At 36.7% G+C, this 19,868-nt stretch carries 13 protein-coding genes; 10 read left to right on the forward strand and 3 right to left on the reverse strand.

What is annotated here, in order from left to right:
- Positions 1–213: 213 nt before the first annotated feature.
- The 3 genes from ACEYOS_RS01035 to ACEYOS_RS01045 all read left to right on the forward strand — a co-directional run bounded on the left by ACEYOS_RS01035 (position 214) and on the right by ACEYOS_RS01045 (position 4,130).
- Positions 214–2,124: a glycoside hydrolase family 13 protein gene (locus ACEYOS_RS01035; protein ID WP_373707577.1), complete on the forward strand. Its 1,911-nt coding sequence runs from the start codon at positions 214–216 to the stop codon at positions 2,122–2,124.
- Positions 2,125–2,193: 69 nt separating this feature from the next.
- Positions 2,194–2,712, forward strand: coding sequence for a nuclear transport factor 2 family protein (locus tag ACEYOS_RS01040; RefSeq protein WP_373707578.1), 519 nt, complete (start codon positions 2,194–2,196; stop codon positions 2,710–2,712).
- A 5-nt stretch (positions 2,713–2,717) separates the two neighbouring features.
- Positions 2,718–4,130, forward strand: a complete 1,413-nt coding sequence (locus ACEYOS_RS01045; protein ID WP_373707579.1) for an MFS transporter — start codon at positions 2,718–2,720, stop codon at positions 4,128–4,130.
- Between the two features lie 52 nt (positions 4,131–4,182).
- Here ACEYOS_RS01045 and ACEYOS_RS01050 read toward each other — a convergent pair whose 3' ends face one another.
- A complete protein-coding gene (locus tag ACEYOS_RS01050) occupies positions 4,183–4,404 on the reverse strand; it encodes a sigma-70 family RNA polymerase sigma factor (RefSeq protein WP_373707580.1) in 222 nt (73 codons plus the stop codon).
- Positions 4,301–4,717 carry an RNA polymerase sigma factor gene (locus ACEYOS_RS01055; RefSeq protein ID WP_373707581.1) on the reverse strand — a complete coding sequence of 139 codons (417 nt, stop codon included), beginning with the start codon at positions 4,715–4,717 and terminating at the stop codon, positions 4,301–4,303. The genes ACEYOS_RS01050 and ACEYOS_RS01055 overlap by 104 nt, the downstream gene beginning before the upstream one ends.
- 96 nt (positions 4,718–4,813) lie before the next feature.
- On the opposite strand from ACEYOS_RS01055, the gene ACEYOS_RS01060 reads away from it, so the two are divergent.
- The 6 genes from ACEYOS_RS01060 (at position 4,814) to ACEYOS_RS01085 (ending at position 17,401) form a co-directional block, all read left to right on the forward strand.
- Positions 4,814–5,908 (forward strand): FecR family protein, encoded by a 1,095-nt coding sequence (locus tag ACEYOS_RS01060; RefSeq protein WP_373707582.1) that lies wholly within the window; start codon positions 4,814–4,816, stop codon positions 5,906–5,908.
- 24 nt (positions 5,909–5,932) lie between these two features.
- Complete coding sequence (locus tag ACEYOS_RS01065; RefSeq protein ID WP_373707583.1) at positions 5,933–9,487, forward strand: SusC/RagA family TonB-linked outer membrane protein; 3,555 nt, start codon at positions 5,933–5,935, stop codon at positions 9,485–9,487.
- A gap of 17 nt (positions 9,488–9,504) precedes the next feature.
- Positions 9,505–10,899, forward strand: a complete 1,395-nt coding sequence (locus ACEYOS_RS01070; protein WP_373707584.1) for a RagB/SusD family nutrient uptake outer membrane protein — start codon at positions 9,505–9,507, stop codon at positions 10,897–10,899.
- 25 nt (positions 10,900–10,924) lie between these two features.
- Positions 10,925–12,079, forward strand: coding sequence for a redoxin domain-containing protein (locus ACEYOS_RS01075; protein WP_373707585.1), 1,155 nt, complete (start codon positions 10,925–10,927; stop codon positions 12,077–12,079).
- Between the two features lie 114 nt (positions 12,080–12,193).
- A complete protein-coding gene (locus ACEYOS_RS01080; RefSeq protein WP_373707586.1) occupies positions 12,194–14,182 on the forward strand; it encodes a protein-disulfide reductase DsbD family protein in 1,989 nt (662 codons plus the stop codon).
- Positions 14,183–14,470: 288 nt separating this feature from the next.
- Complete coding sequence (locus ACEYOS_RS01085) at positions 14,471–17,401, forward strand: M16 family metallopeptidase (protein ID WP_373710314.1); 2,931 nt, start codon at positions 14,471–14,473, stop codon at positions 17,399–17,401.
- Between the two features lie 225 nt (positions 17,402–17,626).
- Here the strand turns inward: ACEYOS_RS01085 and ACEYOS_RS01090 are convergent, their stop codons facing one another.
- Complete coding sequence (locus ACEYOS_RS01090) at positions 17,627–18,490, reverse strand: DUF808 domain-containing protein (RefSeq protein ID WP_373710316.1); 864 nt, start codon at positions 18,488–18,490, stop codon at positions 17,627–17,629.
- A gap of 324 nt (positions 18,491–18,814) precedes the next feature.
- Between ACEYOS_RS01090 and purM the strand changes: the two genes are divergently transcribed.
- Positions 18,815–19,804, forward strand: coding sequence for a phosphoribosylformylglycinamidine cyclo-ligase (gene purM / locus ACEYOS_RS01095; protein ID WP_373710313.1), 990 nt, complete (start codon positions 18,815–18,817; stop codon positions 19,802–19,804).
- The last annotated feature ends 64 nt before the right edge of the window (positions 19,805–19,868 follow it).

The following is a 19,868-nucleotide window of genomic DNA, read 5'->3' on the forward strand; positions in this document are numbered from 1 at the left end:
GCCCTCATTTGGAGGGCAGGGAACGATAACACCGTGTCCAATTCGGAGAATATGGAAGCTATTATTTGGGCGCCTTTTTCCGCCCTCCGTTCCCGCTTTTTTTGTTCCGCTTTGCTCCACAAAAAAGAGCTCCACTCAGGTCGGGGCGCAGATTTTACCCAGCAACCTTGTCAAGGTTCAAAACCTTGACAAGGTTACTTTTAAAAGTAACCTATGAAAAAACATTTTACGTTTCTCTTTCTTTTATTTATCGCAATTTCTTTCGCCCAGATCCAAAAAGTAGAACCCGCTTTCTGGTGGCACGAAATGAAAAATCCCGAACTTCAAATCCTGGTTTACGGAAAAGATATTTCAAAATATCAGGTCGAACTTTCGGATAATATTAAAGTAAAAGATCTGACGAAAACTGAAAATCCAAATTACGTTTTCATCACTATAAATACTGATGAGGTTCAGAAATCTTCCTTTAAGATCAATTTTAAGAACGGAAAAAAAACGGTTGACTCTTACACCTACGAACTCAAAACCAGAAATCCCGGTTCTGCCGAAAGAAATTCATTTTCTTCAAAAGATGTAATGTATTTAATAATGCCTGACCGCTTCGCAAACGGCGATGTTTCCAATGATTCTCAACCCAATTTAATTGAAAAAGCAAACCGTAGTTTACCTAGTGGAAGACATGGTGGCGATTTACGCGGAATCATTAATAATTTAGATTATTTGCAGGATTTAGGAGTAACGGCACTTTGGTTAACACCCGCAAATGAAGACAACGAAAAACAAACTTCTTATCACGGTTACGCCCAAACCGATTTATATAAAATCGACGGTCGTTACGGATCCACCCAAGAATATTTGGAACTTTCTCAGAAATTGCAACAACGTGGAATGATGCTGATTCAGGATTACGTCACCAATCATTGGGGAATTTCTCATTGGTTGATTCAGGATTTACCGACTAAAGACTGGATCCACCAATTCAAAGATGGCGAAGGAAAATACGGTTTCAAAAGATCGAACTACAGAACAACTTCTCAGTTCGATACCAACGTTGCAGAAATCGATAAACAGGAAGCTTTAAACGGTTGGTTCGATACCACTATGCCGGATCTCAATCAAAGTAATCCTTTGGTTTTAAAATACCTGACGCAAAATGCAATCTGGTGGATCGAATATGCAGAACTCGGCGGTTTGAGAGTTGATACTTATCCGTACAACGATAAAGTGTCGATGGCAAAATGGACCAAAGCAATTACAGATGAATATCCAAAGTTCAATATTGTCGGTGAAGCGTGGATGTACAATCCGGCTCATGTTTCTTATTGGCAAAAAGATTCAAAAATTGGAGAAATTGATAACTACAATTCTAACCTTCCGTCGGTCATGGATTTCACTCTTTTCACTGACTTGCCAAATGCGTTAAAAGAAGAAGAAGGTTGGGATACAGGAATGATCAAAATTTATAATTCTTTTGGTAATGATTTTCTATATCCAAACATCAATAATATTTTAGTGTTCTTTGAAAACCACGATACGCAAAGATTCAATGAGATTTTCAAAGGCGATGTTCGGTATTATAAGATGGCAATGACTTTAATTGCGACCGCTCGTGGAATTCCTCAAATTTATTACGGTTCCGAAATCGGAATGATGGGTAATAAAGACAAACTGGGCGATGCAGATATTCGTAAGGATTTTCCTGGCGGTTGGAAAGGTGATTCTCAAAATGCTTTCAATCCGAAAACTCAAACCTTAGAACAGAAAGAATTTTACGATTTTACGCAGAAATTACTAACCTGGCGAAAAAGTAAAGAAGTGATTCATACCGGAAAAACCAAGCATTATATGCCGAAAGAAAAGGTTTATGTTTATTTCCGTTACAATAATAATGTAGAGATAAGTCGCGACTTGTCCAATCAAAAAAATAATTTGGCCAACGAAAAAGTAATGGTCGTCATAAACAATAATGAAAAAGACCAAACTTTTGATCTGAGTCGATTCGCTGAATTATTAGTAGGCGTCTCGAAAGGAAAAGATGTTATTACTGGAAAAGAAATTTCTATTTCTGCACAAAATAAAATCACAATTTCCGGAAAATCTTCATTAATTTTAGAACTTCAATAATAAAAATAATAAGTTTGAACTAACGGTGTCATGCTGAGCTTGTCGAAGCATCTTTAATAATGTAATAAAATGAAAAAAAGTATAGCCTTTCCATTAATCACTTTTCTACTTCTTTTTTCTACTTCACTTTTCTCCCAGAAGAAAGGGTTCTACGAAAACGTACAGAAAAAAAATGTAAGCAAAGTTTTAGATGATCTGAATTTGTATGCTGCCACAGCAGACTTTAAAAATTATTTTAATCTTTACGCTGAAGAATCGACTTTCATAGGAACTGATGCCAATGAAATCTGGACTAAAAAAGAATTCATGCACTATGCAAGAGTTCCTTTCGAAAAAGGGAAAGCCTGGAGTTTCACTTCTCTAAAAAGAAATATCACCTTTAGTATTGATGGAAAATATGCTTGGTTCGATGAATTACTCGATACCCAAATGAAACTTTGTCGCGGCAGTGGCGTTTTAGAAAAAATCGGAAACCAATGGAAAATTAAACAATATGTTTTATCCATGACAATTCCCAATGACGTCAATAAAGAGATCATCAAAATAAAAACGCCAATCGAGGAAGCATTAATTCAAAAGTTAAAATAATATAAATGATATCAAAACAAACCGATACCGTTTTTACAAAAAAAGTAAAACCGAACCTTTCCATTTCTCAGATTATCAATATGAGTATGGGTTTTCTGGGGATCCAATTGTCTTTTGGTTTACAAAATGGAAATGCGAGTAGAATATTTGCAAACCTCGGTGCCAATGTGGAAGACCTTTCTTTATTTTGGCTGGTTGCACCAATAATGGGTTTGATCGTTCAACCCTTAATTGGTCATTTCGGTGATAATACCTGGTCTGAAAAGTGGGGAAGAAGGAAACCTTATTTTTTGGTAGGTGCCGTTTTGTGTGCCGTAGGATTGGTGTTGCTTCCCAATGCTCCCTCGATGTCCCATCTATTAGCGGGTAATGCGCTGATTTTAGCAGTGATTTTTATGGCAATGATGGACGGTTCAATTAATGTAGCTATGGAACCTTTCCGAGCTTTGGTCGGTGATATGTTGCCAAAACATCAGGGAACTTTAGGCTTTTCTATTCAAACAATATTGATAGGAATTGGCGCGGTGATCGGATCTTATTTACCAAGTATGCTTACTTATTTCGGAACTTCAAACGTAGCACCAGAAGGTTTTGTTGCCAATAATGTGATCTATTCATTTTATGTCGGTGCGGCAGTTTTAATTCTATCAATTTTATATACCATTTATACGACGAAAGAATATTCTCCAAAAGATTTCGCAGATTTTGCCGGAAATGATGAGGTCGTGGAGCCTTCAAAACTCAGCGATATTTTTACTGATTTTGCGAAGATTCCCTCCAAAATGAAAAAATTAGGCGTGGTGCAGTTTTTCTCTTGGTTTGCACTTTTCACCATGTGGGTTTTTACCACCAGTGCTTTGGCAACTCATCATTTTGGACTTTCTCCGGAAGATACCAATTCAGTCGGATTCAGTAATGCAGGTGATTTAACCGGAAGACTTTTCGGAATGTACAATTTCTGGGCAATTCCTTTTGCTTTTTTATTGACGCCAATTGCCACCAGGATCGGCAAAAAGCAGACGCATGCTTTGGCTCTTCTGTGTGGAGGAATAAGTTTAATTTCTATGTTTGTTATTAAAGATACCAGCCTGCTTTGGATTTCTATGATCGGGCTGGGATTTGCCTGGGCAAGTATTTTAGCAATGCCTTACGCCATGTTGATTGATGCGATACCGCAACATAAAATGGGAATTTACATGGGAATTTTCAATTTCTTTATTGTGATGCCGCAAATTATTAACGGGCTTTTCGGCGGGATGATTGTTTCCAATATTTTTGGAAATATGGCCATTGATTATGTTGTGGTTGGTGGCGTGTGTATGTTGATTGCAGCGGCTGTGACCATGTTTTTAATTAGAAACGATGAGGATGAAACTCCGAAAGAAATTGCCGAAGAAATTAAAACGGTTCATTTTTAAATACATCATTTAAAATTTACATAACAAAACCTCAAATCTACTTTTGAGGTTTTTATTTTTTAAGCATTGCTTCCCGGATAATTCGCAGCGCCTTGGTCATGTGATTCTCGATGGTTTTTGTTGAGATATTTAACTGCTCGGCGATTTCTTTGTATTTCAATCCATCGACTTTACTCAGGATAAAAACTTCCCGACATTTTGGGGGGCAGATTGTCAATTTCCTTGCGGATTTTATCCAGTAGAATATCATTTTCATTTTCTTCTTCCAACTCATCAATCGCTTCGATAACCGAATCTTCAATGTTCGGAAACTTACTTTTTTTCCGCAGATACATTAAGTATTCATTGTAGGAAACTTTGTATAAATAAGACTTTAAAGAAGTGGTTAAAATGATTTTGTCTCGCTGTTCCCAAACTTTGATCATAGTTCTTTGCACCACTTCTTCAGCAAGATCTTCGTCCCGAGACATTCTGGTAATAAATTGAGTGAGTTTGGCAAAATATTCCTCATAAACTACTTTAAAGACAGTTTGAGAATTATCTTTAATGGCGTCAAATAGCCGTTTATCATCTACAATACCAAACAAAATCGAAAATAATTTAAAATAAAATTAAAAAAATTAGAAAAAGAGTAGGGGATTGCTAATTACTATGCATCATACTATAAAGCAAAAGTAATCCTTATGAATCAAAATTCTGAAATTTTTACCATTATTAGCAATTATTTCTTCGACGAAATCTCTCCAGAAGAGCAAGAAATATTGAACGAATGGTTGAAAAATCCTGAAAATAAGCAGGTTTTTAAAGATTTTGCAAAAGCGAATTATTTATATTCCACAGAGCCTAATCACACGATTATAAAGTTACCAAGCAGAACAAATGTCTTCGCCAGAAAGATGATGAGATATGCAGCTTTACTTATGTTAATCGTAACTGTTGGAGTTTACTGGAAATTAAGTACCAATAAAGTATCTACCCCAAGTTCTGAATTTATCAGCGTTGCAATTAATGGTGAATATCGAGTTCTTGAAAATCTAAAAGAAAATAGTTTTCTGACCGATGAAAATAAAGTGCAGATAGCAAGCTTAGAAAACGGGACGCTTCGTTTGATGGATAACCAATCAAATTCAAACTTGATTATCAATGTTCCGAATGGTAAAAATCTTAAAGTGATTTTATCAGATGGGTCTGAAGTTTTATTAAACGCCGGAACTCAGATTTCCTTAGAAAGTGATTTTGTTAAAAGCGATTCTCGTAAAGTAACTTTAGTTGGTCAAGCATTTTTTGAAGTGGCTAGAGACTCAGCGCATCCTTTCTACGTAATCACGGATCATTTTACTACGAAGGTTTTAGGAACAAAGTTTAATATTTCCTCTTATAAAAATCAAAGAGAAACTTTCGTCAATCTTGTGGAAGGAAAAATTGAAGTGAGCGGGAAAGAAATCGCTGCAAAAGAAATTTTGAAACCAGGTCAAAAAATAAAATTTAATTCTCCTGAGCAAAAACCAGTTGTAGAAGCTGCTAAACCTGATCAGGATATGGACTGGCTGAATAAAGAGATCGCTTTCGAAAATAATACGACGGACGAAGTTTTAAATAAAATTGAAAGGGTTTACGGCCTGCAGATCGTAAGAAACCGTATGGAAGTTGAAAATTTTCATTTTTCCGGAACATTTAAAATCGAAAATCTTGATCAGATTACGCATACTCTAGAAATTTTGCTCAACTGTAAGATCCAAAAGGACGGTAGCAAGCTTATTCTTATCTCAAAAAATTAAAATTAAAATTCACCATTATATATCATGAAGAAAACTAAACCTAGTATGAAAGGATTTCCAAGTGTACGTTTGGGTATTGCCGCCAGTTTTTTAATATTCGGTCTGTCTCAGGCGCAGATTTCCGGTCAGGAAAAAACAATGACCATCGAAAATGCGTTTAAAACCATCGAGTTAAAAACGGGTTACAGTATCTTTTATAAGAAAGAGCTGCTCAACTCTGAGACGAAGATCAATCTTGAAAATCAGGATGATAACATTCAGACTTATCTTGCTGAAATGACCAGGAAAACGGGTCTGAAATTTACGATAGTTGGAAAACAGATCATTGTAAGCGAGATCACACCCATTACCGTTTCTGGAAAAATTTCTGAACCGGGGCAATTTGCTTCAGCAAATGCAACGATTAAAAATCTTAACAGCGGAACATCTACCCAGACAGATGACTTTGGAAATTTTACACTGGCTGCGAAATTAGGAGATATTCTTCAAATTTCTAATGGTACCTTATCTGAAAAAGTTACTGTTGAGGGAAATACTTTGAATTTTAGTTTACAACCTGTTCTTACTGAAGCCGAGAATGAAGCCGCGATCGAAGGCGTGTTAATTACAGGATACCAAAGAATTGACCCCAATAAAGCTGCAGCTTCTTATACTGCGGTCGATATGGGTACTTTCCAAAGAAGAGGAAGCAGTGATATTGTGAGTTCTCTGGAAGGCTTAACGCCGGTGCTTTTGGTCTATTCCGATCCGTCGAATCCAGGTTCTAAATTATTCAATCTTCGTGGTGTTGCGACGCTTTCTGGAAATACGAAACCTTTGATCGTTGTTGATGGTTTTCAATATGATGGCGATATTAATTCCATCAATCCTTATGAAGTGGAAAGCATTACTTTATTAAAAGATGCGGCTTCTGCTTCTATCTACGGTGCGAAATCAAGCAACGGTGTCATTGTAATTACGACGAAGAAAGGGAAAAAAGGCGAAACGGTTTTCCGATATACCACCAATTATTCCATCAGTGATAAAGTTGATCTGAATTATGCCATGAATCGCGTCAATTCTTCGCAGTTGGTGGATATTCAAAGCGTTTTTGCAAAATCAGAAATTGCTTCCGGCGGTCTGTTAGATGATTATCAAACTCAGTTTAATGATCCTTATAATTTTTTCGGAAATACTTTTGCCTACGCTAAAAATGAAGTCTATTTGGCACATGTTGATTTTCAGCAGGGCAGAATTACACAGGACCAATTGGACTCGAGATTAAATCTACTTCGTGGCAGAGACAATAGCGAAGATCTGCGTCGTCTATATCTGCAGACGCCGATGATCTCTCAACACAATATTTCTGCAGCAGGCGGAAGTGATGCCTTTAAATACCGAACATCTTTAAATTATACTAAAGAATACGGAAATATTCAGGGAACCGAAAATAACAAAGGTCTTTTCGATTTTATGATGGAAGCTAAACTTTCCCCGAAATTGACTTTGGAATTGCAGACGAATTTCACTTTAAGAAAAGATGAAAATACGCCGGTCGATTTCTACAGCGACAATCCGAATGATCTAAGCAATGCATTTAAAATAAGTTCTTATCAAAATTTATACGGACCAAACGGTGAAGCTTTACCGGTTTACAAACCGATCAATTACGATACGACCAACAGTTACGGTGGGAAAGAACCTTACGAAATTCAAAGGCTAAAAGAATTGGGTCTTTACGACGAAACTTTTTATCCGGTCAACGATTTTAATAAATACAGCAACACAACCGACAGCTGGATCTCCAGAGTTCAGGGAATGTTTACGTACAAATTAACGTCTGATATCAATTTGAAATTTGGTGGTCAGTTCAGCAAAAGCAGCTTGAACAACCAAAAAATTGCAGATGGCGATTCCAACGAAATGTATTCTTTGTTAAACAATACCACTTCGTTACTGGAATATACCGGTTTCATCAAAAAGAACTTACTTCCATTAGGCGGACGTAAAATTGAAAATAAAACCGATCAAACCAATTATCTCTTGAGACTTCAGGCAGATTATGACAAGAGATTTGGTGACCATTACATTAATGCTATTGTAGGAGGTGAAGTTCAGCAAAACCGAACTATTGGCTCTGTTACCGATCTTTTCGGATACAGCAGAAGCAGCAATACTTTTGTACAGGCCGATAAACTTTTTGCAAATTCTCTTTTGTTTGATGTTTACAATCCGGGAGGATTTTTGGAACGGGTTAACTTTTTCGATGAACTGATAGATATCGATGACCGTTTCGTTTCTATGTATTCCAACGTGAATTACTCCTTCAAAAATAAATATATTTTGACAGGAAGTGCCAGAATCGATCAATCGAACTTTTTCGGAACCGATCCGAAATACCGATTCAAACCTTTCTGGTCTGTAGCTGCAAAATGGCGTGCCGGTGCCGAAGATTTTTTAGGAGCCAATGAACGCGTTCTTGATCTTCGTGCTTCTTATGGAGTTAATGGAAATATTGCCAACAAATACGGACCTTATGATGTAGGTCGAATTGTACAGGGTTACATCACCGATTATAACGCAGGACTTTCCATTGAGAATTATAAAGTGGCGGATCTGAGATGGGAACGTACCAACATTTTAAATTTAGGAGCAGATCTTTCTTTTTTCAAAAAACGGGTGAATCTGGCTTTAGACTATTATAAAAAAAATTCCCACGATTTACTTTCTGTGATCGCAGCCGACCCGACTTTAGGAGCGCCGACTTTGATTAAAAACAGCGCGTCTATTATTAATAATGGTTATGAAGCATCTTTCACTTCAAGAAATATTGCGCAGGAGGATTTCCGTTGGGATACGCAGATGAATTTCCGCTACAACAAAGGGAAAGTAACTGAGGCGTTTTCAAATCAAACATCGATCAATCAGATTTTAGGACAAGTACAGAATTTTGAAGGATTTGAACCGAATTCTCTTTTAGTACTTGATTATGCAGGAGTAGATAATGAGGGTTACGGATTGATCAGAAAGGGTGACGGTACCGTGGTACAGCTTACAACCAACTCCTTTAACGTGAAATTTTCTCAGAATGATCTGGTTTCCGGTGGAACCACTTTACCGAAATATACCGCATCTATGAATAATAATTTCTATTACAAAGGATTTGGTATGTCGTTCATGTTCGTTTATCAGGGAGGTTTTGTATTGCTGAAAGACAGTTATAATGGTGAATCTTTGCGTGACGAAATTTCATTGGTGAACAGCGATGCTGCTTATGCCTGGACTCAACCGGGTGATGAACTGACTAGCGATATTCCACGAATTAACAGTACGAATCCGTATTCCTACGCCAAATACTCAACTAAAAATATCATAGATGGAGACTTTATCAGACTTCGTGATGTGATCTTGAGTTATACCATTCCGCAGGCAATGAGTAAAAGTTTTGGTTTCAGTGAATTTACGCTGAATCTAAGAGCCAATAATCTCTACCTCTGGACTAAAAATAAAGAAGGCATCGATCCGGAATCTCACGGAATTGGCTTTAGATATTATAAAACCCCGAAAACAATCAGTTTAGGACTTAACGTAAGTTTTTAATTAAATAAAATTTAAAAATGAAAAAATATATTTTAATTCTTGCAGGTGCACTGCTTCTTTTCTCCTGCCGTGATTATCTGGATGTAGTTCCAAAAGGTTATATCATTCCCAATTCGGTTGCAGAATATGAACTTTTATTGATCGGTGGCGACAACGGACCGAACCTTACAAACAACGCAAGTGTTTTGCATTTTACGAATGATAATTTTTATTTCTCTTCTCAGGAAATTGGAAGCGGCTCTAACAATCTGAATACCAATTATGCGCTTTACGCCTGGAATGATAACCGATATGCAGATCCAACAGTAGCATGCTCTGCCTGGAATGATGCGTATCGCAATATTTATACTTTTAATAAAATTATTGAAGATATCGACGGTGCAACTTTAGCCGCTGGGGATACAGAAGAATTAAGAAAGAGAGTGAAAGCTCAGGCTTATTACGGGCGGGCTTACGAATATTTATTTTTGGTTAATATTTTCGCCAAGCAGTACAAAGAGTCTTCTGCCGGAAGTGATTTGGGTGTTCCTTTGGTTTTAAAGGCGGATGTTACCCAAACTTTACCCACGCGTGGAACGGTTGCTGGAGTTTATGCTCAAATTTTGGATGATTTGAATAAGGCTGTTCAAGGTCTGCCTGAAACGAGTAATATTATGAACTTACCCACTTTGGGAGCTGGTTATGCATTGATGGCCCGAACCAGTCTTTACAAAAACGATTATGAAAATGCGAAAAAATATTCACTTTTAGCTTTAGATAAAAACTCGAATTTATTCGATTATACCCAACCGGATTTTAGCAATGGAAATTTATCTGTGAAAAATGCGGAACAATATGCAACACACTTTTTTTCGCTCCCTGGAAACGGATTCTTAAGTGAAAGTGCGGTAGCTCTATTTCCACAGGATGGCGTAGATGACAAGCGCTTATCTGAACAGTTTATGGCTAGAGAAGTTTTAGAAAACGGAGAAGTAACTGGATACCGGTATATTTTGGGAACCAATGATTACAGTTACAAAGGAACTACCTCCGTATCCATCGGTGAAATGTATATTACACAGGCCGAAGCCGAAGCGAGATTAGGAAACAGTGGTGTTGCAATTAATTTGCTGAATACTTTACGTGACAAAAGAATTGCAGATAATGTTCAGCTTTCAGCAGCCGATTTCCCAACGCAAAATGACCTTGTGAAATTTTGTCTGGAAGAACGCAGACGCGAAATGATCTACACGAACACGCGTTTGTTCGATCTGAAACGTGAAAATCTGGAACAGGCTTTTGCGAAAGAGACCATTCATAAAGTGTTAGGAACCACCAATATTACTTTCACTGCAGCACCAAACTCAGGAAAACTGGTATTGCCAATTCCAGCGCAGGTATTAAAGTTTAATCCTGAAATGCCTCAAAACTAAAATCTTTAATTAAAAAAATAATAGAATGAAAAAATTCACAACAACTTTTCTTTTAACGATCGCTTTTGCAATTTTAGCAATTTCCTGCTCGAAAGAGAAAACAGATTATAGCGTAACAGTTACTTTTCCTAAAGATGTCAAAGCAGATTCGCTCTATCTTCTCGATTTTAAAGGAGACAAAGTGATAGGCGTTACTCCAAACAAAGAAGGGAAATTCGTGTTCACGGGCAAAGCTAAAGAAATTGCACCTGCGGGAATTTCGAACAGCAAACTGCATTTATATGTGCCATTTATTTTGGAAAATGACGATATCACCATCAACATTTTAGATACCAATGGGAATGTCGATATCAATGGTGGAAAAATTCACAACATTGTCTATAGCTATGAAAAAGATCCTGAATACAAAAAATTGGAGATGGAACGTAAAAGAGTGTCCAAAGAACAATTTACAGGATTGGATATGAACGATGAACCAAAAGTGGAAGCGGCACGTAAGAAAGTAGATGCAGCTGCAAATCCAGTTTATAAGATCAAAAATGAGGCGTTCAAAAATATTTTGAATACCGATAATCCACCTATAGCAAAAGCGATCGCATCTACGATGTACAGCGCAAAAGACTACACCGTAGATAAAGTGATGGCGAATCTTGAAAAGTATAAAAAAGAAGTTGGGACCAGCGAATACATTACCTATTACGAAAAAATGATGAATGAAGTGAAGGTGATGGAAGACAACGCTAAAGCAGTAGAGGTTGGAAGTAGTTTTAAAGATGTTGTCGGAAAAGACAGAAATGGCAACGAAATCAAATTATCTGATCTCGTTGCGAAAAACAAATATACCATTTTAGAATTTTGGGCAAGTTGGTGTGGCCCTTGTCGTGGTGAGATCCCGAACCTTAAAAAAGCGTATGCTAAATACAATGGTAAAGGTTTAGAAATACTTTCAGTGTCTTTGGATGCTAAAGAATCTGCCTGGTTGAAAGCGATGGATGACGAAAAAACAACTTGGCCAAACGTCTTGATCGATGGTGAATTTCAAAATCCTCAAGTGGTGAATTACGGGATCACCGGAATTCCTGCCAGTTACCTGATCGATCAAAATGGAAAAATTGTCGCGTCTAACTATGAGCTTCGTGAGTTCGATCTTGATCGTACGTTATCAAAATATCTTAAGTAAAAATTAAAATTAAAACCGCCGGAAAAACTGGATTATCTTATTTCATATCACATTCACCATTTTAATTGATTCAGTCCCGGCAGTTTTTTTTCAAGTTCAAAAATTTTCTTCCCTATGAAAAAGTTTCTCTTTTTAGTTTTAGGAATGTTCAGTCTCTTGTTGACTGCCCAGGTTAAAGATCCCGTTAAAGTTGATTTTAAAATCAATTCTATCGGTGACAATACTTATGAGGCTGTTTTTCATACGACGATTGAACAGAACTGGCACATCTACTCAAAAGATTTGCCGCCCAATTCTGGTATTCCCACAGAAATTACCATCTCTGGTGATGATGTAGAATTAATCGGTGACGTAGTTGAAATAGGCGAAAAGCACGATGAGTATTCAAAAGCTTTTAAAGCAAGAATTATTTATTATTCTGAAACTGCAGATTTTGTTCAGAAATTTAAAATTAAAGATCCCTCGAAATTGGCGAAAGTTTCCGCCGAGATTTATTACCAAACCTGCGACGATAAAATTTGTTTGGCTCCTAATACTTTAGCGTTCGAAAAAACGATTGAAAACGGAAAAGTATTAGAAGAAGCAAAACCCGACTCAGGTAGTACTTCAGCAAGTCAAGGTGATCAGTTAAAAGTAGCGAGTCTGGATTTGCAGAATCCTTTAACCGACTGTGGAATTGCTGCCGAGACACCTTCTGAAAATTACTGGTCTTATCTTCTGCTTGGTTTTATTGGTGGTTTGATCGCCCTTTTAACACCTTGTGTTTTTCCAATGATCCCGTTGACGGTTTCTTTCTTTACCAAAGGTTCTAAAGACAAATCAAAAGGAAAAAGAGATGCGTTTATCTACGGATTTTTCATCCTTTTAATATTTGTATTATTAAGCGTTCCGTTTCATATTATTGATGGAATTGCCGGAAATATATTCAATGAAATTTCGACTTCAGTTTGGCTAAATATCGCCTTCTTCGTGATCTTTTTATTCTTTGCAGGAAGTTTCTTCGGGTATTACGACATCACTTTGCCAAGTGCGATCGCCAATAAATCCTCCAAAGCAGAAGATGCAGGTGGAATGATCGGGATCTTCTTTATGGCTTTAACGTTGGTGATTGTTTCGTTTTCATGTACCGGTCCGATCTTAGGAAGTTTATTGGGAAGTGCCGTTACAGGTTCGGCAAATGTTCCTATGTTGCTGACTTTTGCTTTGGCAGGATTCGGCGTCAGTTGGGCAATCGTTTTTGGACTGCTGGCTTTGTTTCCACAGGCACTCCAAAGTTTACCTAAATCCGGTGGCTGGATGAATACGGTGAAAGTAGTTTTAGGGTTTATCGAATTAGGTTTGGCTTTAAAGTTTTTATCAAAAGCCGATTTAGTGACCAAAACATTCTTATTGAAAAGAGAATTGTTCATCGCGCTGTGGATCTTAATTACCATTGGTTTGGTTCTTTACTTATTCGGATTGATCAAATTTCCACATGATGATAAAAAAGCCAAAATCTCCTGGACCAGAAAAGGTTTTGGAGTTTTAGGAGTCGCATTTTTAATTTATCTGATTCAAGGTTTAATTCCATCTGGAAGACCAAGATTACAGTTGCTTTCCGGAATTTTACCTCCTGTAAATGTGAGTTATTTCCACAATGAAGCAGACGGGATTTACGGCATGCATCCAGAACATGATTTCTTTACCGCTTTAGAATTAGCTAAAAAAGAAAACAAACCGATCCTGATCGACTTCACCGGTTATGGTTGTGAAAATTGTCGTAAAATGGAAGAGTTTGTCTGGAACGAACCCGATATTTTACCAACGCTTCAAAATGAATTCATTCTTGCTTCCTTGTATGTTGATGATAAAGAAGAATTGCCCGCAGATCAGCAGACCACTATTGATATGGGCGGCGGAAAAATGAAGAAAATCAAAACCATCGGTGACAAATGGAGCATGTTCCAGCAAGTCAACTTTAATAATAATTCACAGCCACACTATGTTTTGGTTACGCCGGAAGGGAAAATAATCAACAATCCTGTTTCCGGTTATATGCCAAAAGAAGATTTCAAAAACTTCCTGGAATGTGGGTTAGATTATTTTAAGAAAAATAAAAAATAGAGTAAAACGGATAATGCAATTTTAAACGCAAAGACGCAAAGTTTTATTTAAAAAAATACTGCTTTCCGTACGTTTTTAAGTTCGCAAAGGCGTTTCACTCAGCAAAGAATTAAAGTTTATTATTCATTTTGAAACAAACAATATTGTCTTGCGTCCTTCGCTGAGTGAAACGCCTTTGCGTCCGTAATTTATAAAGTAAGAAGGATTAATTCTTAGCGTCTTAGCGTTAAAAAAAGTCCGTTAGTCGAATAACATAAAAATAAAAATAAAAAATAAATAGAAAGTTAAATGAAAAGAATTAAGTGTTTATTTATTCTACTGTGTGCACTGGGAACTTCGGTTCTCAGTAACGCACAGGAGTATGTGTGGAAAACGGCAACGTCAAATGGTTACACCTATAAATATGTGACCAATGATCCAATGCAGGCACGTTTTTACACGTTGAAAAATGGCTTGACCGTCATTTTAAGTCCAACCCCAAAAGAACCTAGAGTGCAGGCTTTCGTCGCTGTAAAAGCCGGAAGCAAAACAGATCCCTCTACCAATACAGGTTTAGCGCATTATCTGGAACACATGATCTTCAAAGGAACCGATAAATATGGATCTTTGGATTATGCGAAAGAAAAACCCGAACTGGATAAAATAGATGCCCTTTACGAAGTGTACAATAAAACCAAAGATGAGGTTAAAAGAAAAGCCATTTATCATCAGATCGATTCTATTTCGGGTGTTGCTTCCAAGTATGCAATTGCCAATGAATATGACAAAATGATGAGTTCCATGGGTGCACAGGGAACCAATGCCTACACCAGTTATGAGGAGACCGTTTATACCGATGATATTCCCGGGAATTCCTTAGATAAATATTTGACCGTGCAAGCGGAACGTTTTAGAAATCCGGTTTTCCGTATTTTTCACACCGAGCTGGAGGCGGTTTATGAAGAGAAAAACAGAAGTTTAGATAACGACGGCTCCCGCGCGATGGAAACCTTATTAGGAAATCTTTTCGTGAATCATAACTACGGAAAACAGACTACGATCGGAACTATCGAAGATTTAAAAAACCCTTCGTTGGTGGAGATCCGTAAATATTACAATAACTACTACGTTCCCAACAATATGGGTATTGTTTTATCGGGAGATTTTAATCCGGATGAAGTCATTAAAAAGATTGATCAGGATTTTTCATTCATGAAGAATAAAGAGATCAAGCCTTATCAGTTCGTACAGGAAGCACCGATCACTTCGCCGATCTTTAAAGAGGTAACAGGACCAAATCCTGAAAAAGTGATGATCGGATACCGATTGCCAAACAACAAAAGCAAAGATATTCTGATCGCTGGTTTGGTAGGGAAAATTCTGAGCAACGGGAAAGCAGGTTTACTCGATTTGAATCTCGTAAAAAAACAAAAATTACTTTGGACTTCTGTAAATGTAATGCCACTTATTGATTATGGCGTATTCACGATTTCGGCTGCACCAACAACTGGGCAGACTTTAGAAGAAGTGAAAACCTTGTTGTTCCAGGAAATCGACCGTTTCAAATCCGGAAATTTCGATCAGCAGTTATTGACTTCTATCGTCAATAATATGAAGAAAAATGAGATCATGGATAGCGAACGTTACGGAAATCGTGCGGATATTTTGAACGAGGCATTTGTTTCAGAATTAGACTGGAGAGAGCAGGTTGCTGCAACGCAGGATATTTCTAAAATCACCAAACAACAGGTGGTAGATTTTGCCAATAAATATTTTCAAAATAATTATGTAGCTGTTTTTAAAAGAAAAGGCGAATCTCCGGCAATGGTGAAGATTGAAAAACCGATCATTACGCCGGTAGAAACCAATGCTGACAAGCAAAGTGCTTTCGTGAAAATGATTGATGATTTACCTTCGAAAGAAGTAAGTCCGGTCTTTTTAGATTATGATAAAGATATTCAGCGTGCTAAAATTAATGGCGCAGAAGTATTGTATGTTCAGAATAAAGAAAATCAATTATACAGACTTCGTTACCGTTATAAAGTTGGAAAAAACAACGATCTAAAACAGGATCTGGCGGCGAAATATCTGCAGTTTTTAGGAACAGATAAAAAGTCGTCTGAAGATATTTCAAAAGAATTTTATGACATCGCGAGTAGTTTCAGTATTTATACCGGCGAAGATTTCACTTTGGTGACCATCGAAGGTTTGCAGGAAAACTTTGACAAAGCAGTGAAACTTTATGAAGATCTTGTTCTAAATGCTGTTCCGAATGAGGAAGCTTTGACATCTTTAAAATCAAGAATGAGCAAGTCCAGAACCGATATGAAAAATAACAAAGGTGCAATTCTTCAAGGATTGATCAGTTATTCAACGTACGGAAAAGACAACAAGTTTAACTACACTTTTACAGATGAACAATTGAATGCGGTCACTGCTAAAGATTTATTGCAATCCATCAAAAAACTGAACAGTTACGATCAGTCGATTCTTTATTACGGACCTGAAGATCTAAAACAGTTAACTTCAAAATTAAAGAAAATGCATCCTGTTGCGAAGAAATTTGCAACGCCGCCGACACCGAAAGTTTTTGTACAGAAACCGACCGAAAAAACAGAGGTTTTATTTGCAGATTACGATATGGTTCAAGCAGAAACGCAGTGGATCCATAATTCCGGAGTTTATGATGCGAAAAATCAACCGCTGATCACTGTCTTCAATAATTATTTCGGAGGTGGAATGGGAACGATTGTTAATCAAACCATTAGAGAAAGTAAAGCCTTGGTTTACAATACGTATTCGCTTTATGTAACGCCTCAAAAAAAGAATGATCATTATTTTGTTACCGCTTACGTAGGTTCACAATCGGATAAATTTCCGGAGGCGACCAAAGCAATGAATGAGTTGCTGACCGACTTGCCAGAACTGACCGAAAATCTTTCTTTAGCAAAAACGCAGACCAGGAAAGACATCGAAAATGAAAGAATCATGCAGGATGATATTATTTTTGATTATTTAGCCGCACGTGATCTAGGATCAAATACAGACATTCGTCGTGAAATTTATAAACAAGCGGGAACGATTGACTTTCCTAAATTGAATGAGTTTTACAAAAAGAATATTTCTGGTAAACCTTATACGTATTCAGTAGTAGCTTCAGAGAAAAATCTTACCGAAGCAGATTTGAAAAAATTAGGAGACTACAAGAAATTAACACTGAAAGAAATATTTGGTTATTAATAGTTAGTTCGTTTTTAAAAAAGCGTCCCGTCATTATTTGACGGGACGCTTTTGTTTATTTTAAATTAAGTAGAAGGCTTCACTTGATAAATAGAACATTAAATTGTTAAGATTAATAAGGAAGGCTTAAATTAAAAGGTGTTTAAAAAAATTTGCTTTCAGATTCTGGATTCCCTTTAGTTTCTTAATGGGCACACAGTATTTAATCAGAATTAAATGAACGTCTTACTTTTTCACCAACGCGTAAACTTTTTTACCTCCAGTTACAATTGCGAACATTACTAAACCGGCGACAATTCCGAAAAGTGCATGTTTTGCCATCTCAGTAACTTTCGGTAAAAACTGATGAACCAATTCAATATTGTGATCAAAAATCCCACCTGAGACCAATAACAAAGCGATCGTCCCAATAACCGATAATGCTTTAATAATGATTGGTAAAGCTTTCACTAAGAAATTCCCCAGGAAATTGAAAAATCCTTTACCTTCCGATTTTTTGATGAGCTTATATCCAGCATCATCCATTCTTACGATTACAGCTACAATTCCATACACGCCGACAGTCGCCAACATTGCTACCACAGAAACCGTCAATATTTGGATGGCTAAACTTTTTTCTAACACAGATCCCAATGCAATTATTACAATTTCCAAAGACAATATAAAATCAGTGGTGATGGCGGACTTTACTTTAATTTTTTCGGCGTCTGCATCGTCTTTTATTTCCTCAATAACCTCTTCATGTTTATCTTTTCTATGAAATAAATATTCAATGATTTTCTCAACACCTTCATAAGCCAAATAAAGTCCTCCCAAAATCAGGATGAATTTTATCGCTGGCGGATAAATAAACTGCAGCAAAAAGGCTATGGGAATAATAATCAATTTGTTAACAAATGACCCTTTGGTAATCGACCATAAGACAGGGATTTCGCGCGAGGACAAGAAGCCGGTCGCTTTCTCCGCATTTACGGCCAAATCATCTCCTAATATTCCAGCGGTTTGTTTGGTTGCGATTTTTGAGGCCACTGCCACATCGTCCATTAGAGCAGCAATATCATCTAAAATTGCAAAAAATCCTGAAGCCATATTTAATTGTTTGGAGCAAAAATAGAAAATTCCAAATGATATTTTCATTATTAATTAAAACAACGCTCAATTTTAATTAGAAAAAATTGTGGAAATATTATGTGTTATTATTTTAGAATCAGGTTTAAAAATCTTATTTTCGCAGAACTAAATTTTTAAAAGTGAAACTGCATCAATTACATTCACCAAAAGAAATATTCCAAGATTTTGGAAATGTAATCGACGCTGAAAAATAAAGAAAAAGCCGACGGTCAGAATGACTGCCGGCTTTTTTATTTTACTTAATAAAGAATTTTTTAGAATCCCAATATTAAAGAATCAAAAATGAGCAATACCTATAAATCCGCTGGTGTCGATAAAGAAGAAGGTTACAAAACCGTCGATAAAATTAAAAAGGCAGTTGCCGAAACGCACAATGAAAACGTTTTAAATAACCTGGGAAGTTTCGGAGCATTCTACGAAATTGCTGGTTATAAAAACCCTGTTTTAGTAAGTGGAACTGATGGAGTAGGAACGAAGTTGAAAGTAGCTTTAGATTCTAAAAAATACGACTCGATCGGTGTTGATTGTTTTGCCATGTGTGCCAATGATATTTTATGTCATGGTGCAAAACCTTTATTTTTCCTGGATTACTTAGCTTGTGGGAAATTAGATGCTGATATCGCAGCCGAAATTGTGATGGGAATGGTGAAAGCTTGTAAAGATAATAACTGCGCATTAATTGGTGGCGAAACTGCAGAAATGCCTGGAATGTACAAACCAGGAGACTATGATGTTGCAGGTTTCTGTGTTGGAATTGTAGAAAAAGATCAGATCATCGATGGATCTAAAATAAAACCAGACTGTAAAATCATCGCTTTACCAAGTTCAGGATTTCACTCGAACGGTTTTTCATTAGTAAGAAAAATATTTACTGATTTTAATGAAGAGTTTGAAGGGAAGCCTTTGTACGAAACACTTCTTGTTCCAACAGAATTATATTATCAACCGATCCATAAAATTTTAGAAGAAGTTTCTTTGTGTGGAATCGCACATATTACAGGCGGCGGAATTATTGAAAATATTCCTAGAATTATTCCTGAAAACTTATGTGCCACAATCAACGTATCAAAAATTAAAATTCCATCCATAATGCTTGAATTAGAAAAGCGTGGAAATATTGATCGTCTGGAAATGTACGGAACGTTCAATATGGGAGTAGGAATGGTTGTCGTAGTGGATGCGGAGCACGCCGGAAAAGTTTTAAATCTCGTTGATAATGCGTATGAAATCGGCGAAATCACTGAAGGTCCGGAGAAAATAAATTTAATTTAATATTTTAAGAAAACCGATAAGCGATACGATAAGGAGAACTTAGTACTCATTATTTATTACTTAT

Source organism: Kaistella sp., from assembly GCF_041824135.1.
Taxonomy (GTDB): Bacteria; Bacteroidota; Bacteroidia; order Flavobacteriales; family Weeksellaceae; genus Kaistella.

Excerpts from the sequence above, each read along its gene's own strand:
- ACEYOS_RS01035 (WP_373707577.1), top strand. The coding sequence starts at position 214 with ATGAAAAAACATTTTACGTTTCTCTTTCTTTTATTTATCGCAATTTCT.
- ACEYOS_RS01040 (WP_373707578.1), top strand. The coding sequence starts at position 2,194 with ATGAAAAAAAGTATAGCCTTTCCATTAATCACTTTTCTACTTCTTTTT.
- ACEYOS_RS01045 (WP_373707579.1), top strand. The coding sequence starts at position 2,718 with ATGATATCAAAACAAACCGATACCGTTTTTACAAAAAAAGTAAAACCG.
- ACEYOS_RS01050 (WP_373707580.1), bottom strand. The coding sequence starts at position 4,404 with ATGAGTTGGAAGAAGAAAATGAAAATGATATTCTACTGGATAAAATCC.
- ACEYOS_RS01060 (WP_373707582.1), top strand. The coding sequence starts at position 4,814 with ATGAATCAAAATTCTGAAATTTTTACCATTATTAGCAATTATTTCTTC.
- ACEYOS_RS01065 (WP_373707583.1), top strand. The coding sequence starts at position 5,933 with ATGAAGAAAACTAAACCTAGTATGAAAGGATTTCCAAGTGTACGTTTG.
- ACEYOS_RS01070 (WP_373707584.1), top strand. The coding sequence starts at position 9,505 with ATGAAAAAATATATTTTAATTCTTGCAGGTGCACTGCTTCTTTTCTCC.
- ACEYOS_RS01075 (WP_373707585.1), top strand. The coding sequence starts at position 10,925 with ATGAAAAAATTCACAACAACTTTTCTTTTAACGATCGCTTTTGCAATT.
- ACEYOS_RS01080 (WP_373707586.1), top strand. The coding sequence starts at position 12,194 with ATGAAAAAGTTTCTCTTTTTAGTTTTAGGAATGTTCAGTCTCTTGTTG.
- ACEYOS_RS01085 (WP_373710314.1), top strand. The coding sequence starts at position 14,471 with ATGAAAAGAATTAAGTGTTTATTTATTCTACTGTGTGCACTGGGAACT.
- ACEYOS_RS01090 (WP_373710316.1), bottom strand. The coding sequence starts at position 18,490 with ATGGCTTCAGGATTTTTTGCAATTTTAGATGATATTGCTGCTCTAATG.
- purM (WP_373710313.1), top strand. The coding sequence starts at position 18,815 with ATGAGCAATACCTATAAATCCGCTGGTGTCGATAAAGAAGAAGGTTAC.